At 52.2% G+C, this 25,071-nt stretch carries 32 protein-coding genes and 1 pseudogene; 1 reads left to right on the forward strand and 32 read right to left on the reverse strand.

The window, feature by feature from the left end; genetic code table 11:
* The 31 genes and pseudogenes from ACQUTI_RS25625 to ACQUTI_RS25775 form a co-directional block, all read right to left on the reverse strand.
* Nucleotides 1-414 (reverse strand): annotated as a pseudogene (locus ACQUTI_RS25625) (flagellar biosynthesis protein); the annotation flags it as partial.
* A 77-nt stretch (nt 415-491) separates the two neighbouring features.
* The gene (locus ACQUTI_RS25630; protein ID WP_110232240.1) at nt 492-3,560 is read right to left on the reverse strand and encodes a host specificity factor TipJ family phage tail protein; all 3,069 of its coding nucleotides are present in this window, start codon (nt 3,558-3,560) and stop codon (nt 492-494) included.
* Complete coding sequence (locus tag ACQUTI_RS25635; RefSeq protein ID WP_004152651.1) at nt 3,557-3,937, reverse strand: hypothetical protein; 381 nt, start codon at nt 3,935-3,937, stop codon at nt 3,557-3,559. Before ACQUTI_RS25635 ends, ACQUTI_RS25630 begins: the two co-directional genes overlap by 4 nt.
* A gap of 9 nt (nt 3,938-3,946) precedes the next feature.
* Nucleotides 3,947-4,429 carry a DUF1833 family protein gene (locus ACQUTI_RS25640; RefSeq protein ID WP_023282517.1) on the reverse strand — a complete coding sequence of 161 codons (483 nt, stop codon included), beginning with the start codon at nt 4,427-4,429 and terminating at the stop codon, nt 3,947-3,949.
* Entirely contained in the window at nt 4,416-4,889 is a 474-nt protein-coding gene (locus tag ACQUTI_RS25645; protein WP_023282516.1) for a hypothetical protein, read from the reverse strand. The genes ACQUTI_RS25640 and ACQUTI_RS25645 overlap by 14 nt, the downstream gene beginning before the upstream one ends.
* A gap of 312 nt (nt 4,890-5,201) precedes the next feature.
* Nucleotides 5,202-5,537: a hypothetical protein gene (locus ACQUTI_RS25650; RefSeq protein WP_110232241.1), complete on the reverse strand. Its 336-nt coding sequence runs from the start codon at nt 5,535-5,537 to the stop codon at nt 5,202-5,204.
* A gap of 83 nt (nt 5,538-5,620) precedes the next feature.
* Nucleotides 5,621-8,275, reverse strand: a complete 2,655-nt coding sequence (locus ACQUTI_RS25655; protein WP_110232242.1) for a phage tail length tape measure family protein — start codon at nt 8,273-8,275, stop codon at nt 5,621-5,623.
* A gap of 73 nt (nt 8,276-8,348) precedes the next feature.
* Nucleotides 8,349-8,780, reverse strand: coding sequence for a zinc ribbon domain-containing protein (locus ACQUTI_RS25660; RefSeq protein ID WP_016946673.1), 432 nt, complete (start codon nt 8,778-8,780; stop codon nt 8,349-8,351).
* A gap of 47 nt (nt 8,781-8,827) precedes the next feature.
* Nucleotides 8,828-9,184 (reverse strand): hypothetical protein, encoded by a 357-nt coding sequence (locus ACQUTI_RS25665; RefSeq protein ID WP_004217333.1) that lies wholly within the window; start codon nt 9,182-9,184, stop codon nt 8,828-8,830.
* 76 nt (nt 9,185-9,260) lie between these two features.
* Nucleotides 9,261-9,437 carry a hypothetical protein gene (locus tag ACQUTI_RS25670; RefSeq protein ID WP_023287528.1) on the reverse strand — a complete coding sequence of 59 codons (177 nt, stop codon included), beginning with the start codon at nt 9,435-9,437 and terminating at the stop codon, nt 9,261-9,263.
* Nucleotides 9,438-9,604: 167 nt separating this feature from the next.
* On the reverse strand, nt 9,605-10,087 hold the full coding sequence (locus ACQUTI_RS25675) for a hypothetical protein (RefSeq protein ID WP_008807841.1): 483 nt from the start codon (nt 10,085-10,087) through the stop codon (nt 9,605-9,607).
* A 53-nt stretch (nt 10,088-10,140) separates the two neighbouring features.
* Entirely contained in the window at nt 10,141-11,313 is a 1,173-nt protein-coding gene (locus tag ACQUTI_RS25680) for a phage tail tube protein (protein WP_004217341.1), read from the reverse strand.
* Between the two features lie 23 nt (nt 11,314-11,336).
* Nucleotides 11,337-11,729, reverse strand: coding sequence for a phage tail terminator-like protein (locus ACQUTI_RS25685; RefSeq protein ID WP_004190640.1), 393 nt, complete (start codon nt 11,727-11,729; stop codon nt 11,337-11,339).
* Nucleotides 11,726-12,277, reverse strand: a complete 552-nt coding sequence (locus ACQUTI_RS25690) for a hypothetical protein (RefSeq protein WP_110232244.1) — start codon at nt 12,275-12,277, stop codon at nt 11,726-11,728. The genes ACQUTI_RS25685 and ACQUTI_RS25690 overlap by 4 nt, the downstream gene beginning before the upstream one ends.
* 1 nt (nt 12,278) lies before the next feature.
* Entirely contained in the window at nt 12,279-12,662 is a 384-nt protein-coding gene (locus tag ACQUTI_RS25695) for a glutamate 5-kinase (protein ID WP_110232245.1), read from the reverse strand.
* Nucleotides 12,649-12,882, reverse strand: a complete 234-nt coding sequence (locus tag ACQUTI_RS25700) for a hypothetical protein (protein WP_110232246.1) — start codon at nt 12,880-12,882, stop codon at nt 12,649-12,651. The genes ACQUTI_RS25695 and ACQUTI_RS25700 overlap by 14 nt, the downstream gene beginning before the upstream one ends.
* A 9-nt stretch (nt 12,883-12,891) precedes the next feature.
* Nucleotides 12,892-13,146: a hypothetical protein gene (locus ACQUTI_RS25705; protein WP_004190649.1), complete on the reverse strand. Its 255-nt coding sequence runs from the start codon at nt 13,144-13,146 to the stop codon at nt 12,892-12,894.
* A 1-nt stretch (nt 13,147) separates the two neighbouring features.
* A complete protein-coding gene (locus ACQUTI_RS25710; protein ID WP_023300922.1) occupies nt 13,148-13,543 on the reverse strand; it encodes a hypothetical protein in 396 nt (131 codons plus the stop codon).
* Nucleotides 13,544-13,583: 40 nt separating this feature from the next.
* Entirely contained in the window at nt 13,584-13,856 is a 273-nt protein-coding gene (locus ACQUTI_RS25715; protein ID WP_151391665.1) for an Ig-like domain-containing protein, read from the reverse strand.
* An 8-nt stretch (nt 13,857-13,864) separates the two neighbouring features.
* Nucleotides 13,865-14,818, reverse strand: a complete 954-nt coding sequence (locus tag ACQUTI_RS25720; protein ID WP_004190653.1) for a major capsid protein — start codon at nt 14,816-14,818, stop codon at nt 13,865-13,867.
* A gap of 10 nt (nt 14,819-14,828) precedes the next feature.
* Complete coding sequence (locus ACQUTI_RS25725; RefSeq protein WP_032423789.1) at nt 14,829-15,614, reverse strand: hypothetical protein; 786 nt, start codon at nt 15,612-15,614, stop codon at nt 14,829-14,831.
* Nucleotides 15,615-15,727: 113 nt separating this feature from the next.
* Nucleotides 15,728-15,904, reverse strand: a complete 177-nt coding sequence (locus ACQUTI_RS25730) for a hypothetical protein (RefSeq protein ID WP_167877566.1) — start codon at nt 15,902-15,904, stop codon at nt 15,728-15,730.
* A gap of 240 nt (nt 15,905-16,144) precedes the next feature.
* A complete protein-coding gene (locus tag ACQUTI_RS25735) occupies nt 16,145-17,257 on the reverse strand; it encodes a phage minor head protein (protein ID WP_110232247.1) in 1,113 nt (370 codons plus the stop codon).
* On the reverse strand, nt 17,241-18,641 hold the full coding sequence (locus tag ACQUTI_RS25740) for a DUF4055 domain-containing protein (protein ID WP_047694609.1): 1,401 nt from the start codon (nt 18,639-18,641) through the stop codon (nt 17,241-17,243). Before ACQUTI_RS25740 ends, ACQUTI_RS25735 begins: the two co-directional genes overlap by 17 nt.
* A 1-nt stretch (nt 18,642) precedes the next feature.
* Nucleotides 18,643-19,956 carry a terminase large subunit domain-containing protein gene (locus ACQUTI_RS25745; protein ID WP_016946682.1) on the reverse strand — a complete coding sequence of 438 codons (1,314 nt, stop codon included), beginning with the start codon at nt 19,954-19,956 and terminating at the stop codon, nt 18,643-18,645.
* Complete coding sequence (locus tag ACQUTI_RS25750; protein ID WP_428923419.1) at nt 19,940-20,935, reverse strand: terminase small subunit; 996 nt, start codon at nt 20,933-20,935, stop codon at nt 19,940-19,942. The genes ACQUTI_RS25745 and ACQUTI_RS25750 overlap by 17 nt, the downstream gene beginning before the upstream one ends.
* Nucleotides 20,936-21,878: 943 nt before the next feature.
* The gene (locus tag ACQUTI_RS25755) at nt 21,879-22,073 is read right to left on the reverse strand and encodes a hypothetical protein (protein WP_019405025.1); all 195 of its coding nucleotides are present in this window, start codon (nt 22,071-22,073) and stop codon (nt 21,879-21,881) included.
* The gene (locus ACQUTI_RS25760; RefSeq protein ID WP_004190672.1) at nt 22,024-22,299 is read right to left on the reverse strand and encodes a hypothetical protein; all 276 of its coding nucleotides are present in this window, start codon (nt 22,297-22,299) and stop codon (nt 22,024-22,026) included. The genes ACQUTI_RS25755 and ACQUTI_RS25760 overlap by 50 nt, the downstream gene beginning before the upstream one ends.
* Nucleotides 22,296-22,640, reverse strand: coding sequence for a hypothetical protein (locus ACQUTI_RS25765; protein ID WP_004190674.1), 345 nt, complete (start codon nt 22,638-22,640; stop codon nt 22,296-22,298). Before ACQUTI_RS25765 ends, ACQUTI_RS25760 begins: the two co-directional genes overlap by 4 nt.
* Complete coding sequence (locus tag ACQUTI_RS25770; protein WP_004184488.1) at nt 22,637-23,176, reverse strand: glycoside hydrolase family 108 protein; 540 nt, start codon at nt 23,174-23,176, stop codon at nt 22,637-22,639. The genes ACQUTI_RS25765 and ACQUTI_RS25770 overlap by 4 nt, the downstream gene beginning before the upstream one ends.
* Entirely contained in the window at nt 23,173-23,472 is a 300-nt protein-coding gene (locus ACQUTI_RS25775; RefSeq protein ID WP_024176410.1) for a phage holin family protein, read from the reverse strand. The genes ACQUTI_RS25770 and ACQUTI_RS25775 overlap by 4 nt, the downstream gene beginning before the upstream one ends.
* A 613-nt stretch (nt 23,473-24,085) precedes the next feature.
* Between ACQUTI_RS25775 and ACQUTI_RS25780 the strand changes: the two genes are divergently transcribed.
* On the forward strand, nt 24,086-24,559 hold the full coding sequence (locus ACQUTI_RS25780; RefSeq protein ID WP_004216292.1) for an ECs1072 family phage-associated protein: 474 nt from the start codon (nt 24,086-24,088) through the stop codon (nt 24,557-24,559).
* 316 nt (nt 24,560-24,875) lie between these two features.
* Here ACQUTI_RS25780 and ACQUTI_RS25785 read toward each other — a convergent pair.
* The coding region (locus tag ACQUTI_RS25785; RefSeq protein WP_428923420.1) for an antitermination protein at nt 24,876-25,071 on the reverse strand (196 nt) is incomplete at its 5' end.

Raw genomic sequence — 25,071 nt, forward strand, 5'->3', positions numbered from 1 at the left:
GTCATTGTCGGCATACAAAACAGATTCGATGAGGTTGATCAGCGGTTCAATCAACTCATATGACGGCATTTTGCGCCCTGTGGCCTCCAGCGTTCCACCGTTGTTGATGTACTCGTCTGCCAGCGAATTACCGCCTGCACTACGTACATAAGTTGTGCTGCCCTCTGGTATGTTCGCGATATCAGCCTGAGCATCAGCCAGGGTCATGTACTGACGGCTTAGAGGAATCAGATTCTGTCGTGTCTCCTCTGTAAGGGCTTCATTCTTCGCCATCATTCCGCGCCAGGTATCCAGCTCAACGCCAGCGCGATCCGGCTCAGTCAGCGCAGACCCATTGACCAGCTTATCCAGGCGCTCAGCGTTATTGAGCAGCACAGCGGGAGACGTGCTCCCCAGCTCCGGGTTAAAGGCCATGTTTTTTTGCTCCAAAAAAGGCGTTCGCCCAAACGAGGGTTTGAGCGAAAGAAAAGTTGAAAGGGATTTTTTTGGTATTAAGCAGCGTCGCCGGGGTATGTGGCGTCGTCGAACTGGTAGAACGATTCGAGGTATTCTTTAGCGGTGACCTGACAGGTTCCGTCTGACTGCGGAGCGATCTCCTCTACAATGGCGTCGTAGACGTGGCGCGTTGATCCGCAGAACACCAGGCGGATCGGCTCGATGGTTGCCGACGACAGGTCAACCTTCATCGGGTCATCAAACTCGCTCAGGTGCGGGACTGACAGCTGAAAATCGCCCACCCTGCTCGCCACCATCAGCCCGGATGCAGAGCCATCCTGATAGCGGATCAGCGCGCGGGGATTTTCGAAAGACCAGTCCAGCGGCTCCGTAACGGTAAACGTTGTCACGCCACCAGCCGTTGTCATCGCCTCCACCAGACAGGAAATCGTGTTGTTACCCGGAATATCATCCGTGAGCACAATGCGATCTCCCGTGTTGTAGCACAGCGCGTCCAGCTCGGTAGTGGTCTGGAACGTCACCCGCTGCTGCAGGTATTTCATCAGGCGACGCATGCCGATCTGATAGGCGTGATCCTGATTCAGTACCCCATCGAGTTTGTAGTTCTCGATTTTCACCGGCGTGGGATTATCAGGCGTCCGGCATTTAACGGTCTCCTCTGCCCAGGTGACGCCGTTGATGTACGTCACGTCGACACCGTCAAAATCATCGTCGGACGGTACGGTAAATCCGCTCTGCAGCTCCTCCAACATCTCATGCGGAGTGATCACGCCAGTCCAGGGCTTAATCCCCTCACGGTTGACCGTCGCCAGGCCATCACTCAGCAGAAAACGTGACTTCCCGGCATTGGCTATCTTCTGCAGCATTTCCAGCGCAGAGATACTGTCGCCGGTAGCGAAATCGAAATACTCTCCCCGTGGCGTCCAGTACGCGGACTCCAGCGCGTTGATGGTGTCGACATCCATTTCCAGCCCAAGAGAGTTCGCGACATGCAGCAGCGCTCCCGAAATGGTTCTGGCCGTTCCTGAGTCGTAGGCCCGCGTGGCCACAACATTTACGCGGCGGTCCGACTGCGCCGCCAGCTTCCCGCCCGTCTCAACGGTCACCGCCATCAGCGACACGCCGGGATAGGATGAAGGGCGCGTCAGCAGTCGCCCGCGCAGTGCCTGCCAGTACATACTGTCTCGCGCGTTGTTTGAGCCCTGCTCATTGCGGCGACGGCAGCGAACCTCTACCAGTCCCGGAGAGCTGAGGGTGATCCGCTCAGTGAATCCCAGCCCGTTGACGTTTTTAAGCGCATACTCTCCCTGGTGACTCACCCACCCCGATCCGGAACCGTAGACGCGATACTGAATCTCCCACTCAACATGCCGAAGCCGCTTTTTCCCCTTGCTGTCAAAGCCACAGATGCCGTTCGGGAAGGAGAAATTCACCTCGAACATATCGACGGTCTCATTCTCAGGGCAAACCAGGAACGGCCCCAGCCAGCTCAGCGTGTCGTTAAGACCAGTGGCCTCATAGTCGATCATCGTCCGGGCGGAGAATCCCGGCCATGACTCATCAACGGCACCGGAAACCAGGCGCGCCACCGTCGCCGTCGTGCCGTCGGCAGAGACAATGCGGTACTCATTCCCGCGGTGAGCAAGTGAAAGCCGTTGCACCCCCTCCGGCATGCCGGAAAAGGCCGTTCCCGTGGCAGAGTTATAGGCGAGTGTCACATTCGCCGTTACCGCCGGGCTGCCGCCGGTTGATGCCGTGCCGGAGGTGTAAACCGGGGCATCACCGAAAACAGCTGCAGGCAGCGAAGAGGACGTGATCGCCCCACCCGCGAACGGACTGGCCGACTCGGTTATCAGTACGGTGCCGCCGTTGTCCTGCGCAACCAGGCCGGAGCCGGTGAGTCCCTCGGTGATGGCCGCCAGCAGTCCCGACATCGAGACGTAGTTAGCCACCAGCGACACCGGATAGGTAACCCCCTGCCAGGTGATCGTGAACGTGCTGGAGCTGGTCGAAAAATCGTAGGTGGTCGGGGCCGCACTGGCCTGGACTTTTGCCGCACTCCCCCCGGTGCCGGGTACTGCAGCCTGACCGGGGGTATATGACGCGATAAACAGATCGTAATCGACAGAGTTAAACCCCAGCGTCACCGGCATACCTACTACCGGCGCGATCTCCGTCAGCAGCGGGCTTGCGATAACGCTGTATCCGGCCGCCGTGGTGATCTGGTAGTTCGCCGGGGCTTTAAGTTCGACCACGGCGCCAGCGACCCAGCTGGGCGGCAGTGCGTTATCGTTCTCGTCATTATCGTCATCATCATCCGTATCCAGCCCCGTAAACGTCACGCTCGATCCGGAGACGGTCATGCTGGCTGCGATAATGTCGTCTGCGTCCGGCGACGTCTGGGCCATATCCAGCCCGGTGCCGGATGACGTCCCGCCCACTTCGGTGGAGTTGACCCAGTTTTCGCTGCGCTCATCACCGGAAACGTCCGCGCCTGGCGGGTAATGGGTGCTGCTAAATCCCGGTAGCGTTGAAGCTGGCGTACTGCCAACCCTGATATCGCCATTGGTATAAATCAGATCACCGACACCGAGACACAGCAGCATCTGGACGCGCATTTTCGTAGGATCGGCGGCATCAAACCGGGTAACCGGCTGCACAACATAATCAGGGTAGATACGCACCCGGCCAAATACCTCACGAATGGCATCACCGAGTTTTGCGGTATTCGCCTTTGCCGGGTTCAGGTCGAGACTCCGCCCTGTGGATGAGGTATAGCCGCCCGTATCAATGGTGCTCATCATAAACAGCGAATAGGCTGCAGCGGCAACGGAGATACCGACACCTATCCACGCAATGGTCGCGGCCTCCAGCCCGAAGGGGACCGGATAAAGCCGGACATCACTATCAGGGCGGATCACGCAGGTAGCCCAGTCGCCTGGCGGAATTGACTGCCCCCCAACCTCAACGGTCAGCGGTGGGACATCCCGATCGGTATAGTTTTCGACATTTGCCACCAGCCACTTGCGAATACTGGTTACACCATGCTCATGCGTTTCGAGTGGTTCACCGGGAAGCCGGGACGGGTAAAAACGAATGGTCATTGCCAGAACTCCACTTTGACAAATCGGCGCTTAAACCGCGGCAACGGCAGAAAGGTGACGTTCGTACCCGGGTTGCATTCCGCCACATGCAACAGACCATCGATACTGACCACGATCCCTACGTGGGTGACAGTCGACCCGGAATAACAGGCCACCCCGGCCCCTTCGCAGGGTTCGCAGCGCTCAAGGGTAAGCATCATCCTGCGCGCTTCCCGGTCGAGGCCGCCGTCGTCTTTGGTGACCCCTGCAAAATCGGGCCAGACGGGTAAATTCAGGTCGCGGCGTATCTCGTTCACAATGCCGAAACAGTCGAGTTGCGGGTATACGCGCCCGCCCTTCAGCCAGGTGACTGAGCGGTATTTATCAGGGTTAAACATTGGGATTCCTTAGCTGATATAACGCAGTCCGGGGAATGCAGGGAGCGTGTAGCGGTATCGCGGCCAGGCGGTATCGAGGATATTCATGTAGCCCGCAGTGATCTGCACCTCTGTCGCCGTCCAGGAGCCCGACTTGATTTTCAGCGTATACGGCACTTCCGCAGGGGCCGCTAAATCCGTGGAGATATAACGCCGGTACGTCAGAAATGCAGACAGACGGTTAGCCAGCGCATTGCGGATCGCCGTGGACACAACACCATCGATATTGCACAAGGCAAATTTGAGGTCCTGCGTGCCGTCCGCATTGCGCGCCGGCAGCGCAATGTCTATCGAACAGGCGGTAAACGTTACGGTATCGCCGTTCTCCGTCGTTGCCGTGATGCTCTCGTAACCCTGGCACAGATAATGGACGTCAGAACCAATGGTGATCTGCAGCGTTTCAATGATCACCTCCGGGCCGCTGCTGGCGTAGAGGCGTTTAATCTGCGTCATGCTTCGGCCACTCCTTATTCAGCGCAATATCCAGCAGTGAGCTGCCGACGATCCATTCCGGGTAATTACCCCATGGAGCAGGAGCAAGGGGGCGTTCCCATAATTCAAGCGTCGCCGTGTACTTCCAGTAAATCGGGGCCACTAGCACCGGTCCCTGATAAATATCTGTGAAGCGGCATTTGTAAAACTTAATGCCTGACGGCGTCTGCAACTTCATCATGAACCATGCAGCCCCGTCAGATAACGCATCACGGAACCAGGACTCAAACGCCAGGCCCTGCGCATCGGTTTCCATAAACCAGGTGATGCTGGCCTGTGTCGGCGTGGACGTAAAAGCTCGCCTTTGCCTCGCGCGACCGGTGGTTAACTGGGTTCGTTTTAACGGGCTTACAGGCTGAAATCCGTATCCTTCCTGTAATGGCATAGGGAGGCTGTCATGTGGGTAGTAGATATCAGTCATGCAGTCTCCCGGTAAAGTATCTCGAATAAAATTTCACCATTAACCTCAGGAGGGTATTCATTTCAGAATAAAGCACGATGGAATCGAAGAAAACTCTGATTTTTTGGTTCAGATTAACGAAGATAAAAATCTTTTTAAACCGACACAAACACACAAGGCGATATATTCATCAACTCATCTCAAGAGCTAAAAGAAATCAAAAACACAGCATTATCAATACACTAATTTTATTGACTTTAATTTGAGCTTACATTGTTTCGGCACAGCCCCATATCAAAATAAAAAGGGCAATGTGCCGACAGGCAATATTCGTCAATGTGACTGCTTATTTAAAAGCAACTCCTGAAGAAGAAGCGCAATAGAAACAAAAATCAAAACCCCACAAAAAACAATTTTTGCAAAATCATAGTTAAACACGGTTGTAAGCGTATCATTATTATATAAGTGATTATGCCTATAGGAATATATTGTGTAGATATCATCGCATATTTCAAGAATTCCACCGACTATCAAAACAAGCCAAAGAAATGAAAACTTCACTCGGACCTCCTTACGTTTACGTCTCCTATTGAAGATAAGTCCACCAATAAAAAGAGGAATCATAAAAGCTATGAAGTCTTTAAATGTAAATGTTAACAACGCTTCCATTAATAAGATCCTTGTGTTTTCTTGCACCTACTCAGATTGTTAGACTTACCTACCTAATCAAGTCTCAGCTAATGCAGTTTAGCTTACCTAGGACCGTGTCGTGTATAGTTTCCTTTTAGAGCGTTGCCAAAAGCCCCTTGTGGCATGGTAACCTCCTTTGTGAGTTCACCTTTTAACTGCCTGGAAAGCTGTCGATTATTCTGATTGAGTGTAGCGCTCAACTGCTCCGGAGTAATACCCTGGAGATGAAACTCCTGATTAATCGGCGCGTGTACAGTTGTTTGCCTACGGTTATCGCTGTTAACGTTCTGAACACCAGTACCAAACCCTGTGCGCCCCAGAGTTGCATCAAGCGGTTGGCCATTTCGAAGTGCCTCAAGCTGAGACACGCCGATCCGGTTCGTTGATGCCTGGTCGAAGACGTACTCTCCTTTGTGAACAATACCCGCTGGCTGATACTTACCACCGGGGCCGGTGTAACCGCCGGAGGCGAAGCCAACGCCTGAAACAGCCTGAATATTTGAGACGATACTGGCGGTCTGCGCAGCGATTGAGGCCATAGCGATGATGTTGGCCGGATAAGGCGCGCTTACTGCACCGCTTGCTATAGCCTGCTGGATTTTCACCATCGAGTCCGCGATAGCGAATGCCTTGCTCGCAGCAAAAGCGACCTTGTAGATTGCCGATTGCTCACCAAACCCCGTTCGCATGATGTCGGCGGTACTGTCAAACAAGGACTGCGTTGCCGCAGATATGATGGTGTTTTTCTGAGCCTCTATGACCTGATTTGCATCCGCCGCACGTTGACGAATAGAGGTCATTCTGGCCTCACCCTCGGCAGTTATTTCACCGGCCTTCGCATAAGCTTCCTCCTGAGCTGCCAGCCAGCGCTGGAGCTCTTGCTGAGCCTGGTCATATTCGTTGATTTGCCCCTGCATCCCCTCAAAAGTTCCAGAGAGTCGCCCTCCTGTGGGTGTCAGGTTTCCTACAACATTACGAACCGTCGCGGGCAGTTGCATATCGGTGTTTTGATAAATATCTGCCCGTGTTTTTTCATATTCACCGGGTTTTAGTTGCCCGGTTGCTTTGGCTTTCTCCAGCAGTTCAAGACGGGTTTTAAGCAGATCGTTGGTCCGCTCATCCTTCGTCTTTACCTGTTCCTGCATTTTCCGGTAATCATCCAGGGTTTTTACGGAGTTTTGCAGTGCCTCCTGCTGCTTATACGCCTGGAGGATTTCATCTGAACGGGAAAGGATCGATTTCTGGTCAGCGGTGAGCTGCGTTTTAGACTTGAGGTTAGTAATTTGCTGTTCGAACTTAACACGTGCCTGGGTTGCGCTGTTAAGCTTGTCACTGGCATCCAGTTGTGACTGCAAGGCAGCTGTCTGCTGGTTTATTTGATCAAGCAGCCGGGTTGCCGCGTCCTCTGTATAGGCTTTTCCTTTGTGGGTCTTAGGCTGTCCAGCCTTTTTAGCCTGCTCAAGTTCCTTTTCTCGTACAGCAATTAGCGCATTTGCCTGTTCGATGGCTTCTTTATTTCCTGAGAAAGCAATTTTTCTGGACTGCTCTCTTGCCTCCTTTAACCGAGCTTCTGCACCGGCAACTCTGTCTGCCGCCAGATACTCCTTATTAATCCAGTCAACAGACTCTTCAACAGCTTTATTACCCTGAATGGTCAAAACATTCATCGTTGATTGCAGGTCGATAGCCTGGCCGATAAATCTCATTGTGGGGTCTATTGCACCACCAAGGGCAACATTCTGCTTACCTTTGTCGGCTGCTGTGTAATAATTTTTGACCTTTATAGCCGCAGCCGTCCATGAGTCGCCTATTTTCAGGATCTCTCGACGATGCATATCAATATCTGCATTCAGAGCCGTAAAATTAGCCGAATCTTTATATTGTGATACTTTTTGTCGTGCTTCATCGTAACTAAACCCCACATCAATTAATTTATTTACTGCCTCGCTGGCACCGTCATTCGTAGTGATAAACATATTGCCGACATCTTCGATCGCCAGCCCCGTCTTATCGGATATCGCAACCATATTAAGTGCAAGACGCTCGGCAGCATCACCGTTAGTGCCAAGCGACTCTGTAGCAATTTGTGTTGCCGCTTCAATGTCCAGCCGATTTTGATAAACAGCATAAGTGAGAAGACCAACTGCCCCCGCAGCTACTGTAAATGGATTTACCAACCCCATGACGTAGGTGGATACGCCTTTAATTGCAGGAATAATACCCCCGAACATATCTTTCAACTGCCCGCCCTGCTGCATCAGCACCATAAACGGAGACTGACCGGTGGATAAGCCGACAACAATATCTGTCATCTGAGCCGGGATCATGCGCATGGCATAGGCAGTCTGGGCGGCGGATTGGCCGGTTTTACCAAGGTCGTCGCGAAATCCTGTTAGCCTGTTTCGTGTTTCCTCGATTTTCTTTGAATAAAGATCGAATGTATCGGTATCTACCATCCCCTTGGATTTGAATTTCGCAAGATCCTGCTGCTGTTTATCCAGTTTGTTCAGCGCGGCGTTTACCGGGTCGATACGATCTAAAAGTTCAGAAAGGGACTGTTTTTCTTCATCAGTGGCCTTTGTCACTTTCCCTGCACTGGTGGCAGCACGTTCACCTGCCTGCGTCATTTTTACAAGTGCAGTTGCGAGATTGTCAGCCTGCTTTTCTGCCCCAGAGCTGTCAATAATAATGGCCAGGCGGGAGGTTTGTTCTGTCACGTGCTTTTCTCCGGGCAATAAAAAACCCCGCCAAAGCGAGGTTGGAACTTTTTGAAACTGTCGGGTCTTTACTTCATTGGCGGTAAAACATTATTGCTACGATAATCACCGCAAAGACAGTAATTGCAATTCCAGCGATTAACTTTACATTGACATCAGCCAGCCTATCACTAGCTCCAGTATTGTCAGTGTTAGCTATTATCTTCGAAGGAGTTACATCACTCCCGCAATGCTTGCACTTCACCGCTTCGGAATTTATTAATTCTGCGCAGTAAGGGCATTTGACTGAAGTTCCGGACGCTTTTAGCTTATCTCCCACCAGAGCAATAATGATACCTGCGATGGCTACGAAACCTCCAAATATCATATAATTTTGGCGCGATGACATTAATCCAAGATTGTTAACCCTATAGCCACCGCTTGTCGCTACTGTCACATCCATAAATAGCGCCGATACAGCAAAGATCACCCCTATTACAATCGCTAAGTATCCAATAATCTTCACTTGTCTACCCCATAAATTAAAAAGCCACCCGATGGTGGCTTTATCATTCAGCTTGCGTTCTCACAACCCGGCAGGCTGCGGTCAATCACAAGATTACCCTCAACACGCAGACCAATCTTACCGAACAGGAAGGAGTGGTTAAGTTGAGTGACAACTACGTCAGACAGACCAACTGCACAGCGATCTTTTTCAATCGCTCGATCAGCGGCTGTTTTAACGTTCGGGATGCCAAGAGGGAAGATGATAACCGGATAGCTATCTTCTGCTGTTACACGTTTCCCTTTATAGAACTTACCCCCATTGAGGTTGTAATTTTTAGTACTCGCCACAGTCAAATCTGCAACACGTACTGTACAACCAGAAAGTAACAGCGCTCCAAGCGCCAAAGCGATGACTTTTTTCATTATATGTTTCCTTTGATTGCAATCGGAAACATCCTATCATCGACTTTCAGGAGCATGGACCACCATTAATGGTAGGTCAGTTGCTTCCTTTCTTATCTGCTGCACGTTTCTGTGCCTCTGCCCACTCATCCCTCCAGGCATCATCAAGGGCCAGTATCGCTGCATCAAATTCAATGCGGTCGATCAGGATGGTGCGCGATGCCAGGTAAAGCTCGATATCGTTCAGGGATAGAGGGAGCGGCACTCCGGCCATGCCGGCATACTTCCTGCCGCGCGATATCATGGCGTAAGCGTTGAGGATCTCGCCAGTGACTGCATCGATTTCAGGCTCTGGAATGGGCGGGAGATTTAGTTTCTCCCTGCGCCACTTTGCTTTCTCGCCCTGCTCGCCGGCGAATTCCTTTAGCCATTTTTGGGCCTCTATGGCTTTTTTACGGTTTCCTGAGTCTGCTGCTCCTTACCCTGAGCAATATTCGCCGCCTCAGCCAGAATAAGCCAGTACAGAGAGGGGTTTTGCTTCAGTAACGCAACACCACGCTCCGGTGTATACGCTACCGCTGTCTCCGTACCATCCACCAACTCCCCCACGCCTTCCCAGTCTTTCAGAAGAAAGCGCGCGCAATTGTCGATGAGAAGATCATCAACCGAGTCAATCTCGCCCACACTGGCGAGATCGAAAGCATCCGTACCGACCTGGTAGCTCGCGTCCATTTTGTCGATATGGCGCCGCACCAGCGCATTGCGTGAGCGGTATTGTGGATTCTCGCTACTGGCCACCAGCAGACGGAGTTTAAATAGCGCCTCGTCTTCCGGCGTGAATTTCTTTTTACTTCCTGCTGGCTTTTTGTAAGGGAAAAACCAGCGTTCTCCGTTCAAATCAATTTGAGAAGAAATAATCAGCATAAAGACTCCCAAAAAAGCCCGATCCGCGATGACTGCAGAACGGGCCAGGTAAATTAAGGCGCGGTAACGGTGATTTCAGACGTTGCGGTAAAGGTGCGGGCCTTACCGGTGATGGTTGCAGTACCGGCTGCGTTACGTGTGACTTTCGCTGTTTTCTGCCCGGTAGAAACCACGCTGGCGATAGTCGGATCCGATGACGTCCACTGGACGGTATCAGTTGAATCAGCTGGCGTAAGCGTGGCGGTTAACGTCACAGTAGATCCCACGGCCCCAGTTGAAGTGGCTGGCGCAACACTGATTGCCGTCGCCGGCACTTTGGGAACGCGGGTGATAGTTGGCGGAGTATTGGCCGCGGTGATATCCAGCTGAACCTGAACAATGTCAGTGCTCCCCGCATCCGGCCAGTCGCCAGAGATCTGCACTTCCGGGAAATCGAAGGTATAGGCGCCTTCAGCATTCTCCAGGGTGAAGCTAAACGGCACCGTTTCGCCGGTGAACGTTTTTTTGTAAACCTCCCAGGCTGCCTTTGACCATGACAGCGTGATTTGACCTGACGGGGTAAAGGTTGTCGGAATGTTTGCGCCGGCGAACGCCGAACCGGTACCAATGCAGCGCTGAGTCTGCATATTGTTGTTGAACTGGATGTTGAAGGTGTCGACGCAGAAACCTGTCCCGCCATCAACACCATTTAGCCGGATGTTCGTGACCTCTTTAAAGGAGTAACGCAGCGCCCCCGCTAAATCCACCGGCGCGGTGAAATAGCTGGTATCGTCCCCCTTCGTCTCCCAGTCCAGCCCTGCAAACGTAATGGTTGCAGTGATATCACCATCGGCCGGGATTTCCATCTGGAAGGTGCCAACCTGGCAACCGCGGGCAATCTGGGCGATCCCCACATCACTGGCAAAAGTCGCCACGGAGAACGTAATGCGACCATTACCCATCGTCAGCACGTTATTTAGCCATTCGGAACCGAAGCAGCTGGCAAGAAAATCATCATGCTGGTTCCAGCGAAACCGCGTGCCGACATCGCCGCCGACATCCACTGTGCCGCGTGAAACACCCTGCGCCATGCGGTCACCAGCGATTTCGTCATTATCATTTGTGTTCTGCGTTGGTTTCAGACCAAATGAAGAACGACGCAGCAGGTTCCACGCCCCTGCTGTAGGCGTGATTCCTGGTGTTGTCTCGCGAATAAACGCGGCTACTACTTTTGCACCTGAGCTCACAGGAGCCTCCTGTTTTTTGTGCGCTACAGAGCGCGATAAGGAATTTGAAGATTGAGCTGTAACCAGCCATCGGTCTCACCCGCCGGCACAGCAGAAACAGCGAAATAACTCAGCTTTCCGTCGTCCTTAAACTCGAATAGCTCCGTTAGCTGGTCGGCCGTTCGGGAGATAAGCAACGTCCCGGATCCGACCGGAACAAACAGCTGAATGATGAGTAAGCCCGTCCTGTGGACGACTGGCCCATCCCCGATCTCGGTTGCGCCAGCCTGTCCTGCAATGTTGGTGAGGCGGGCCCAGATATCGCGGTTGCTGGGGTCAAATACAGGACCATTGGGATAATCCACCGCATCAGAGGCAATAGCGGTCTGTGCCGCCATTCGGGAAATGACAGCGTTTCTGATTTCTGTAAGGGTCATTTGTAGGCCTGAATTACACCATTAAACGAGAGGGCATAGACGCCTGTCGGCGCCTGTGTTGAGTGGCCATTCTCCAGAGGCACGGAGTAAGGCAGGTTCGACTGGATGTAAATCACCGAGTAGGCTGGCGCCTGGTCAATGATATTTTTGCCATTAAGAAACGTCATTGTCCCGCGCGGATCCGGTTCGGTCGGGACGGAATGATCAGGTTCGCCGATGCTGACGAAATGCGATGCCCTGAAGGTTCCTGCGCGATACTCAGCCGGCCGCCTGATATCCATGCTGTCATTAACACGGACTTTCTTTCTGAGACGGCCTGTCTTTGTCAGGTTGGCAGGATCGGCATAAAGAGATTCGTTCCATTCCCCAACAGCTTTGTTGTACTGAACCGCGGTCGCGTTGATGGCCCACAGCTCCGGGTTTCCTACAGGCGATCGCTGAACGATTTCATTCAGCATCTGAATGGCGATGGTTCTCTGCCGTAACCTCACATCGTCTTCCACCAGCCCGGCGAATGCCGCCGGGTCGATATTCCAGCCCTTAGCCATATCACGCTCTCCGCAGTTGAATGGAGTACGCAGCGCCAGCAGAGTCGGCAGAAGCGGTGATGACCTCGTAGCGCTGAAGCTCACTCGTAACCGGATCCGGTGCGGTGATGATATGCCCGACGGCCGGCTTATCAGTCACCTCGTTAACCAGGGCGGTTAGCTTCACATCACCATGCAGAATGTTAACGCCATCGATACGGCGCAGCTTATAGCGCGCCAGCACTCCACGCCCCGAGTAAGTCACCTGCGTTTCAGTGCCGGTTTCCGTCACCGGGTCCCAGGCACCCCGAACGGTATATGACCCAGTGAAATCCTTAACGGCATCCTGCAGGTCGGTATCGAATGCCGCGGCGACTTCGGTTTGCAGCTCGTCACGAATGCCCATTGCACCCACCAATACGCTGCTGAGGTTTAACGATCACTGTACCGTGGAATTTGCGGGTATAAATTTCGCCATTGCGCTTAACCCGCAGCGGGAGCGGAGCAAACTCTACAACACCCTTTGCCTGGTTTGCGTAAACGACATGTCTGATCGGGTTTCCATTCACAAACACATCGCGGGGACCGAGCCCGTCGCCGGCATAATGCACATATGGATTTTGCATGTTACCCCCTTACCGCCGCTCAATATGAGCATGGATAAAGTCGGTTTTAAGCGACTCCATAGCGCCAACCATCACATAGGGGCGTCCACCGTTATGCCAGCAATCAATCGCGTTACCCTCATCATCAAGCAGTATCACTGCGACACTGTGGCAGCCGCCGTTTTCGGCTCTCTCCAGAGCCTGTTTCAGCAGGCGAATAACCTGGTCGTTATCGAGGTTGTGATGGCTGGGCTTTTGAAATGGGACCACCTTCAAATCGGACATATCACGCCCTCACAAAGAACGTCTGGAAAGGGTTAATCATCCACGGTTTGAGCATATCCAGCGCCAGCTGCAAATCAGGATCGAGTAATTCAGTGCTGGTGGTTGAAAGCTCGGCAAAAGTGCGGGAAACCTTCACATCGTCGGCCTCAACGCTTTTGCTCGTCACCACGCCGGAATCTGTTTTTTGCTGATACAGATTGCCTGCAGCGGCTACGGAAGCGATAAACGCTCCGGCTTGCTTAACTTCTTCAGGAATATGCTCCGGGTCGATATCCTGAAGGTTAAGCGCCGTCATCCAGGTGTTTGCCTGGAGCACGGCTTTAGCCTTTTTGTCGGCGGCAGCCCAGGTATCCCCCAGCAACTCGTCAACGTCCTGGATTGTTATATAAACGGTCATCGGATCCTCACCAAAAGAAACGGGGCTTTCGCCCCGTCAGTTAACCACCCGCTGGAGCAGTGAACGCGATCGCTTCAGTTGTTTTCACCACGCCGTCAACGGTAGCCGTCACCGTGAAGGAGCCGGCCGTAGCAGAGGTGAGTTTCACCGTCGAGCCACCAGCAGACCCTGTCTGTGACGTCGAAGCACTGAGTGTGCCGCCTGTAGACGTCCACGCCACAGATGCCCCGGAGACTCCTGCACCATTTCTGGTGTACTTGAGCGAAACGGTCACCGCGTCGGTACTGTCAGCAGTTGCGGAAGTTTTATCCACTGACAGGGTTACTCCCCCGCAGGGGCTTCCAGCTTAATCAGTACGCCTGCAGTGGATTTGTTACTGGTGAAATGTTTCTTCCAGTTCGCGCCGGTGCCGATTTTGGTCAGGTCAGGGTTTGCGCCCTTCGTCTCATCCCAGCTGTAACCCAGCAGTTCAACGTTAACCGTGCCCTCTGCGCGATAGCCAATGGCAAGGTTTTCCTGGTCGTTGATATCGTAGGAACGGAAGCCCGGAGCCTGTGATTCCGTTACGGATACCGCGCCGGCCACCAGCCCCAGAATCGCATCAACTGGCATGGTGTCAGTTACCAGCACCGGTTTACCCAACGTGCCTGGCTGTCCGCCATAAACCACCACGCCAGCTTCTTCGTAAATTTTGTTGTCGATAGCCTGATCAACAATGTCGAAATAGGTCGTGGAATGCATAACGAACAGCGCAACACGGTTAAATTTATCGCCGTATTTACGCAGGCCACGGGTCAGCGTTTTCTTACCATCAGTGGCAATATCCGCGGATACCGTCATGTCAGCATTTGCGCCAATGGCTGCAACAAGACCCTGTAGGGCATACTTGATATAACCTTCAAGCGTTGCATCAGCGACGTCGACGCCGATCACCTCGGAGAATTCGCTAACGTCGCGACCCCGACGTTTAAACGCCTCCTCCGTGGTTTCATACGGGCCGTATTTCCACGGCGCCTTAACGCTGACAGATTCACCGGCACCGATTTTTTTACCCGTTACCGGGTCGGTGGAGTTAACGTTGCGCGATTCGATAGAACCACCAACTTTATAGAAGGTGCGCTTGCGAAAATCACCCTCGATCAGTTCGTTGTCGAGAATGATTGCGCCGTTTGAAGCGGCGTTGAAGACTTCCAGATTATCCTGGCGACGCTCAAGAAACGCAGTCTGCGCGAGGTCGTCATAGATAATCAGGTCACTGTTTACGGTCGTAGGCATTGATTAGTCCTTACTTAGGCAATTTGAGATAGGCCTGCTGGCCATGTTTGCGGATGTAGTCCGCTTTGTCGCTTGAGCTCATTTCTGAACGTTTCAGACTACCGCCCCCGCCACCGGGTTTATGACCACCAGCCCCGGAGCCTTCGGCGCGCGGGAACAGGTGCGGGGCCGTCTCTTTCAGAGATTCAGCCCACTCAACCGGGGTGAGCGGAGTTTTGCCGTCTTTACCGAACAGAACATCGCCATTTGCATCAACTGCTACGGCCTCGCCTTCGTCGTTGAGCTGGAATGTGCCTTTAGCACGAAGAATCAGATCGTCGGATGCTTCTGGCAGCGCGCCTGCCTTAAGCGCTGCGCTGCGGATAGCATCACCCAGGACACGATCACGGAATTTGTTGGAGAACGCTTCCGCCTTTTCAGCGCGTTCATTAGCGGCTTTGATTTGCTTATCAACATCAGCACGTAGCCGCTCAGTGCGTTTATCCAGAACCTCATCAACTTTCCCGGCGGCAATCAGCTGCGCTTCCTCATCGTCGGAAAAGCGCTGGAGAATGGTTTTCACCGCGTCGGGGTCGATACCATCAAAACGTTTAAGCGACTCGGTGGACTCTTTGAGCTTACCAAGCAGCTCGCTATTTTTATTTTTCAGGCCAGAAACCTGAGCGCTGACTTGCTCATCGATCAACTTCTGGATTTCCGGCGTAATCTCAGGCGCTCCGCCGCCGGAACCGCCACCTTCACCACCTTCGCTGCCAGCTGCCGAATAATATTTAATGAGCATGTTACGAATAAGCATGTTGTCCCCTTGGGATAGTAACTGTGGGCCTGGCCCAATAAAAAAGGCCGCCCTTAGGCAGCCTGTTGTAAATTTCAGATAATAAAAAAGCCGCGCTAAGGCGACCTCTTCATTTAGCTATTTTCTAGCATGTATTCTTTTGCATCTTTAATGGCTTTATCCATTCTCTGCAAAGAAGACTTTGGCTCTGCAATGCTTCGCACTGTGCAAATCTCTTTAATGAGCCCTCTTGCGATTACCAGCTCTTCATACAGGCTTGCAATAAGGTCTCTTTGTTTTTTTGAATCCATAACAACCTCGTCTCGTTGCTTGTCGGGTTATTGGTGGTAGGCGGTGACGATTCCGCTTTTCGGGAGCGACCCTAGCCACTGACAATACAATTAGGTGTGGTGGCCGGTGCTGCCACGGCATTCTGATACTTCAGAACGGCGGGGACTCACCGAAGTGAGTCTGGTTTCCGGCTTGCCCGTTTCTCACGGGACGCTTTGGCGCGCAGGTCAGCATCCTGCATTCACCACGAATTTACTCTATCACACTCTGGCATCCTTAAACGCCTGCGCGTCAAGGTTGCGCAATTGGTCAAGCGTCAGCCACTCGCCCCTGTCGTTGTAGAACTCATCGGGAGACATGCCGCAATCACGAATCAGCCTGGCGCGCGTTTCTCCGACAATCTCAGCTTGTCGCGTGAACGACTGCCGGGAGAACCAGTCCTGGTAATTCGTATCAGCCGGAACCTGTCCATCCATGCTGGCGCGCGAGCTATTCTTGATTTCGCCGACTTTGATACCCAACTCCTCGGACGATTTCAGGATGTAAGTTTCAGTGCTCCGACAGCAAAAGTGGATTTTTCCAGGTCCCTGCAGATAAGGCACCTTGTGCCCTATCGGTTTATTATCCAGCGTGTACTTGAGACGGTCGCGGATCCGACAATCCTTTGATGTCCGGTTATCCAAAGTAGATAACCACTGCTTACCCTTCAGAATGTCGTCGTTCGCCGACGCAAAGCTTTGTCTGGCTGCCGATGCAAGATGCCCTACTGCCGTTTTTGCAATGCTGGCTGCATTGGCCCGGCTCATCTGCAGCGCACCATCCTGGTAACCACGATTAGCATGGCCACGGACCTTTTTTGCGATTTGCTCCTGCGTATCGCCCAGCAGGAATCCCTGCCGCACCGTATTGGACATCCGCGCCATCCGATCAGCTTCGAGGTTGCTGGCCCATTCACTCAGCAAACGTCCCTGGAATGGACGCCCCATCGCCGCGGCATAAACCGCATCCGGGGAGATGCCCACCAGCGGATGAAGAGCAAGAACATCGTCGGGAATGGCAAACTGGAAGAGGCTCATCTGAAAAGTGGCTTCGTGCTTCGCCAGTTCCTGCAACTCGGCAGTAAGAGCTGCATACATCGACTGAATCGCATCCTTGTTTATCGCCCTGACGCTTACCAGTAACGCTTCCAGCCTAGAAACGGTAAAGCTCTCAGCGTCCAGCGTATCAATAGCCACCAGCAACCTTGCGGTAAGTTCGGCGTCGCTGTCATTCAGGACTTTTATCATCCTGTTGGCAACGCCGGTGCTGTAGCGACTAACCCATATAGCGTGGGCTATGGATTCATCATGCAGTTTGTCATTCGCCGTTGCCATTATTGCCACCAATCAGGTTAGGCGCGCCGTTACGAATAGCGTCAATGACAGTTTCAGGGTCGTCAGCAGGATCTATCAGGTCAAGCCTCTGCAGAGCTCTGACCATATCAGTGTCGCGAATCGCACCGTACTGCCAGGCATTGACGATTGCCGTTACCATGCCGGATTCTGCGACTTTGGCGATAAACTCCTGATTGATGCTGTAACGATATTCCTCGCCTTTTATGCCGAGATATCTGGCGCACCAGCCGAGCGCCAGCGTATAGGCCTCCGAGACATTGGAAACGCAAATGCCGAGCACCGATGTGGATGCGGTTTGCTCGCCGCTGGATTGCGTGGCGGTTTTAACCGCGCCGTTCTGCTCGATAAGCCGGGCGCCAAGCTGAACAGAATAATCACGCTTACTGTCCATCGCCTCTTTAGCCAGGGTGTTTGGTTGCGCCTGAGCATAGGTAAAACTCCCCTCCTTCGGCAGCAGGAATGGAGAACGAGAACCGACACGAATTCCCTTATCCTGCAGCCAGTCACGCCAGGCGGTATCAAGCCCGGAAATCACCGGCTGAACCTGACCGCAGAAAAATACGCTGTCTTCGTAATCCGCCGAATTTCGATAATGACCAAGGTTAATTTCAACGAGGGCGGCTAAAGGCGACTCGTCGATGCTGGGATCGTTATTTTGTGCGCCAACAAAGGTAAAGGGGATCTCATCCCAAAAATCCTCACCTTTAGGCTTCGGGTGATACTCAGAATCGACAGAAAAAGACCCTGCATCGGCCGACTTTCGCCACACCCTGCAGATAAACTTGCCGTCCTCCAGGGCAAGTTCGCGATACTGGATTTCATCCTCGTACGCAAAACCATCTTCCTTTTCCATGCATTCGCGTAAAACCACCAGCACCAGTTGATCACGTCCATTGATGCGTTTGGTGCGCCAGTTAATGATACTTTCTGCCTGATAACGAAGGATGATCGCCTCGTCGGTCTCAGCTGCATAATCCGTATAAAGCCCCTCGCGCGCGGCCTCCAGAATATTTTCTGTAACCTGCTGGGACTGCTGATAAATGCTGGCACCAGCACCATCGGCGTTATCACGAAGATAATTCAGTTTATCCGGCGCGGTCATGGTCGGGTCTTTTCTGAATGCCAGCCCCAGTAAACCCACCTTTGTATTGCCCGTTATCGCGTAGAAAACGGCGCGCTGAATGTAATCAGCATTGCGCTTTTTATTGCGTGCAGACTTATCGGACGGATCCAGAAAAGGGAGGTATTCATTCCCGGCGGCCTTTACAGCATCAGCCCCTTTGCACACGTCACGAATTTTTTTCCACACGGGCATCGCCGCCCTGACCTCAGGGCGGACGTAAGTAATATCATTATTGGCCATATCAGAATGTCGTATCGAGGGTGATGTCGAACGCTGTAGCGTTGACAGGGAACAGGTACACGATTGGATAACCACCGCCATCATTGCCGTGGTCAAAGCCGCCTTTCTTATCTGGCTCGCCTTTATCGTTATAGACCTGTCGCTCCAGGCACTGAGTGAATTTCGGGCAAGTTACCGTGTTAACCATCATCCTCCGCTCGCCGTAGGTATTGCATAGCATTGAGTTGACAGCGTTTATCCGGTCCCTTACTGCCGGGTTGCTGTCATTAACCAGCACAGAGAATCCAGCATCATAGAGCAGAGAAATATCCGACTCGCTGGCGTTGCTGGACTTCCTGTTTTTCCCTGAAGCATCGGGATAGATATTGATTGTGTGCTTCCCTTCCTCGTACCGAGTCTTAATCGCTTCAATCATTGCCGGAGTATCAAATACATCCATGAACTCATCTACAGCCCGTGGAAGCCCATCACGCAGCACATAAACCACTGCCGCCATTTTCCCCACGTTAAAGTCCATACCGATATGCAGCGCTTCACCTGGTTTAACGGTTTCATCAGTATGATTTTTACGGCGATCAAAGCAGTAATAGACAACGCCCTGATAGTTTTCGAACGAAGCTTCATATTCCTGCCTGAACGTTCTGGGATCCATTCGCCGGCGAGCTGCTTCCAGTTCTTCTGGCGGAACATTTCCACCATCCACCGAAGTATAAAGCCAGCTTTTATGGTCAGGCTCTCGGTTATCCTGTCCGGCAAGCCATGAATCATAGCAATGGTTAAATCCCTTGGGTGTGCCAATCCGGAGAGCATGTCCACCTATAAACTGCACACCATTTACGATATACCGACAAGTCGACAGCATCGGGCGCAATACTTCCTCCCATGCTGCATACGGGCAATCAGCCCATTCATCCACCAGCACGAAAAATAAGCCAGACCCACGCAAATCATCGTAGTTATTCAACCCGACGCATCGCATTATGTGTCCGCTTTTAAGAGTGATGGATAATTCTGTCTCGTTCGGCTTCGATGCCCGCCAGTGTGGAGGTATGGATTGTTTCAGCCTTCGCCAGAAAACACGCTTTGCCTGTTTTTGTGTGGGTGCGCAATACCAGATTTCATCCTCTACACTGACTTTCCATTTCTGCGCCAGTCTGGCAGCCCTGCGCATTTCCGCTTTGCCCAGGAATGTTTTGCCAAACCGGCGACCGCATACAGCATCCCTGAAACGCGCTGAGCGCTGCCATCCCCAGACGTAAATATTTGCCTGTTTCGGTGTCAGGCTGACAGCATCGCTGCTAGAGGATTGGATCATCTGGAGGTTCCTCATCGGGAGTTATTGGCTGAAGTTGATAATCCTCTTCAAATCCCGTCGGGTTTTTATCCAGGGCTATCTCCTGTCGAAGCTGGTCGATCTCCAGTTGCCGGCGCTCGATTTCAATCTGCTGTAGACGCTGGGCGAATTCACTATCAGCCAGTCCGAGACGCTTCATCACCGCCTCGAACATTAGTTCGCGGCTGATAGCGGTTATCTCCACACCGTTCTTTCCGAGCTTAACGCCGGAATAGGCAAGTGCAGCATCAGGCGCCAGCTTGCGCGTATCGGCGAAGAAAGGCTGGCCGATGCCATCACCATTACAGCGAGGACATTTCGGGTTAGGCGAGCTGGTATGGTCGTAACCGTAGCCGCCTCTGTCGTTTGGCTCTTTCCCTTTCTTCGCTAAAGCCTCAGCCAGCTTCTCTTCGAACTCAACCGCATCGCGCCATTGATACTGGTGACCGAAGCCCCAGCAGTAACGGCAGCTCCCGCGGCGATACTGAGAAAGTTGGTTGGCGTCGAATGTTGCCAGCCGCCACATCTGCTCAAGCACTTCATCAGCTCTGCCAAGCGTGCGCACAATGGAGGCTTTCTGCTGCTGCGCAATGGCCTGCGCAACTGAAGTTTTCTGAAGCAGCTGATAGCCAATTTGTTCAGCAGTCTTCTTGCTGTACCCGGCACGGATAGCGGCCTGCGTGGCGTTGTGGTCCTTCAGGTATTCTGCGACAAATAAACGTTGCTGATCGGTGAGGCCATCATCATCCACCAGCTCTTCTGCGCACTTTTCCTTTTGCGCAGTGCGCAGTTTCTTCTGCGCAGGTTTTTGCGCAGTTTGCGCAGTGGGTTTCTTGATGTATCGGCGGGCAGTAGCGTAATTCAGTCCCTGCGCTTCACACCAATCCTTCGGTGATACGCCGGTTGCGGCATGATCGGACAGGAACCGTCGCTGAAGCTCGCCCCAGTCCGGTTTTGCCATGGATTATTCCTATTTAACGTGAGGGAGAAAAAGGAATTACTGATTCTCCATAAAATATTCACTTTTATGTTTTGGAATTAAGGCTCTTTAGTTCAGGAGTTATTATGAAAAGAATTATGCTTGCTGTTTTTGTGATCTGTGGTGCGCTGTCTCTTTCAGGATGTATCCTTCCCCCTGGGCCTCATAGCGGCGGACATGGTGGAGATCACTTCCATGGTCCAGAGCATCGTTAACCGCCTGAGGACTTCCATTTTACAGAAATGAAAAAGGCCGCAAAATTATGCGGCCTTTGGTCACTACCAACCAGCGTATAAAGAATCTCTCAGGAGCCAACAGAGAGAGGCTTTTCTGCTTTTTAACTGACCACTGCCGTTTTGGTGTTGGCTGGCAGTGATAACGTGATGATAGCTTCATTTAAGTTATCGAAAGCATTTAAATATCGAAAGAGCTCATTGAACCAATCATTTTCAACTTGCCGGAACATTCAACCAGAGCACCAGGCATCTCTGCTGGTCTTTTGATGGCAATTCTCAGCTCTCCCGAACGAGGCCGGTAACTAACAATTTACTCGACAGTTTCTTCGGCATTAACCCAAAGATCTAGATGCTTGATGTAGCGTTGGATGGGCACATAAATAACCACCCCATCTACAAGGTTAATGGACTTGATAACACATCCCTGCGGAGCTAAATAATCCCCATCACAATGAGGGTGAATAGAGTGCTCGTCACCGTATCGATAACCATGCGGAAGTTGAGGGAGTGAATTTCTTGTCATGGGCAGCTTCTTAGATAGAAGGAATTGAAAATCCATAGTGCCTTAATGCACCTGACTTAGATACCAACTTTTCATTTTTCAGCGCTCTGTTGTCTCGTATTCTGATTTTTTGTTCATGTGGCCATGTAAATTTCAATACCTAAAGTATTCTGCGTTTGTAGCTGAATTACCTGGAACCCTTCTCTGTGAGCTGCGAGCAATTGGCCTGCACTGCTTTGTTGTGCGCCAGGATGTCACGCTTGGTCTGCTTATCCAACACATCGATATCGTGGTCAGTCAGGTAGATGATCCGCACCCAGCTGCAGGCCGTGTCAACGACTACCGGGGCGGGTAAACTTTTCGCGCAACTCCCGATCAACATCGTCATCGCCCATACGCTTAACGTCTTCCTGTACATCGCTGGCCCCTTTCGTGACTTCAGCACGGCGTTCTGCCGCGGCGACAGTAGCAGCGGCGTTCTCTTCGGTACGTTGCTGATCAGCTTTGGCTTTAGCCTTACTGGCCCCGCGAGCATGACCAATGCCGAACGCGCCAGCAATAGCACCCAGGATGACGACCACCAGTCCCGCGATAATTTCAAAGCTCATTGCTGCTCCTTCAGTTCGTCGGCCTTTTCTTTCAATGCTGGCTGGCGTACGTATTGCGATAGTACGGCCAGCACCACCAGCGCAGGGCTAATCAACGCAACGATATTTGGCGGCAGGATGTTTTTGATATCCGGCGGCAGCACCGCCCAGGCGTGCAGCGCAGCATCCGGGAACGACTGCGCCCATACACCAACCAGCGCGCCGATAGCTCCCAGCTTTACAGACCACGTTTTCAGCAGCAAGCTGGCATGCCCTACGAACTCTAGCCGGGTATATTTGCGCAGAAGTAACAGAACGAGCACAGCCACCAGCACAAGCAAAGCGAAAATAATCATCTTCACAGGACACGCTCCTTAACCCAGCCGTAGAGAAAATCCTCGTTGGCTTCGCGGCCCTCCGCCAGTTCGAGGTATCTGGCACCCTGGCTGCAGTTCAGCGCACGCAACAGAACCTGTTCACCCTCTTTCCCGCGGGCGGAAAGGTATCCCTTAAGCGCGGTGATGGTTCGGGGACCAATGGCGCCATCCGGAATCAGATCGGGATACAGCTTTCCGCGCATATTCATTGCGGTCAGCCAGCGCTGGAAAAACTTACTGGCTACAGATGGCCCCATGTTCACGCCAGTGTCGCAAAGCTCATCTGCCAGTAACGTAGATAGAGCTGCCACCTGGTCAAACCGGGGGCCGGTCCAGTAATCGCTCAGCAGGATTTGCTTTGCTGTTTCCCTGGGCAGGTTCCGCATATCACCGGTGTAGCCATGTGCACGGGCGGTGGTCTGCGTGATGCCCCAGCGGGTCGGCCCGCCTTTATCCGACGGATGATCGACATAACCACCCTCCTTGCCGAGGATCCCCTCGATAATCTGGTCTGCTGTCATTGTGCTTTCACTCCGGTGATTCGTTCCCAGAAATACGTGAGCGCTACGGAACCCATAGCACCACTGATACCGGCAGTGGCCAGTATCATGTAAATACTCAGCCCACCTTCAATGCTGATGAGCCCACCAATGACCCCGGTAAAAGCCGAAACCACAATTTGCGCAAAAGCATTTATCCAGCTCCATTTTGCTTTGCCCTGCTTCACATCCATCAGGAATCGGACAAGTCCGCCCCAACCAGCAATGATCAGCAGAGCCAGCCAGGTGATTCCGGCCATGCTCTCTTTGTCTTGCATATGCTTTGCCATAGTTTCACCTCCGGGTTAACGGGGTGCTGTGTGAATAAAGGGGGCAGGCCCATCGGGCTGATTTAGCGACAAGCCTTAAAAGGAGTCATCCGTGAGCCAGAAATGAAAAAGGCCACGTATTAGCGCAGCCCTTAAATGTTTTTGGTTAGTTGAAGTGCCTTAATCAGACGAAAAAAAGCCCGCTCAGAGGAACGGGCAGAAATGTAGGCAATACTGATTCTGTACCGGATCGAGACGTACCTAATAGTCCGAGCTACCGATTTACCAGGAGAGCGCTCGCTTTTTCCGTTACTGCCTTTTAAACATAGCTGGAGAAGCCGAAACAGCAACCCCACTACCAAATAGCTTAGTAGCATTGCGTGGTGCCGGGTGCCTCCCGGTGAGCATGCCCCAGTCGGCATGGCCCGCGCTGCATTTACAGGTTCTGTAACTGACTGGACGCCCCTCCGCATAGGGGGATTCACCACACCAGAAATTTAACATTCAGTCTTTCTGGTTTCAATACTCTGCTTGTCTGAGGTATCGGCTCACCATAACCGCCCAGCCTGATGTTATCAGCGTGTAGCGGCTTGTTTTTCTCTTTGATAAAATTGATTCGCAAATGATTAAAACATCAACTGGTGAAAATATGAGTAAGTACTCAGACCTTTTACAGGTAATCAAGTCCCGGGTTTGCCAAAATAACAACTTCCCCCAAACATTACTGGCAGACTCACACAGTTACAGAGCCAGGCAGGTTTGGTATCGAATAGGACAAATATTCACTCTTGAATGTATTCTCGATGAGTACAGGAAACATTTTTCATCGGATTATTATTATCTTGATAACGATAAGGCTCTTCATCACCTTATCTTCGAAATGACCAAGTGGAAACCTGAAGAGATTAGAAGACTCTCGCTAAACGACTGTCTCTTTATCATTGCCAGTCAACTAAAGCCCAGTTATATGTCAGAAGATGCTGCCGCTGTCCTGGCGTCACTCAATCTGCCGACTGGCCACTATCCTGTTGAGGATTTTCCACAAGAGGACTGGGATCCCAGGGAAAACTCAGCATTCCTTCAAAGCTACCAGTAGCGACTCGCCCAATCTCCGCAGAGATCTGACTCAGCCGCTCCTCAAGAGCGGCTTTTTCTGCTATCAGACGGTTGAAGTGGGCAAGATAGATTTTCTGTTGCCCAAGTCAGTCTTCAAGCTGTTGAGTGGTCATGCCCGGGTTAAAAAAATATGGCTGCTGCATCGCTTCCCCCAGAAAAGCAAAACCCCGCCGGTTGGCAGGGTTCAGAATCAGTTTCATTTGGATGTACGTATCCATGATTAGAAGAATACAGGACAATTTTATGCAAAGTCAACTATATCGTGCAAAAATTTGCCGCCATCTGTTTCGATCACATCAATAAATGGTCGCCTTCTCAAATTCAGCCGCTGCCTGTCTCTCTCCTTTGTGAAGCATATCCACCAGCCCTTCATAGAACGGCTTCCAGTTGCGTGACCACGAAGACTGATGGAGATCCGGGAGACGCTTCAGAATGGCGCGGTGTACCGTCGCAGAGGGTACAACAGAGAAGCCATTACCAGAGCAGCGTTCA

This window comes from Klebsiella sp. 7-CIP_Kleb. (genome assembly GCF_050378655.1).
Lineage (GTDB): Bacteria > Pseudomonadota > Gammaproteobacteria > Enterobacterales > Enterobacteriaceae > Klebsiella > Klebsiella quasipneumoniae.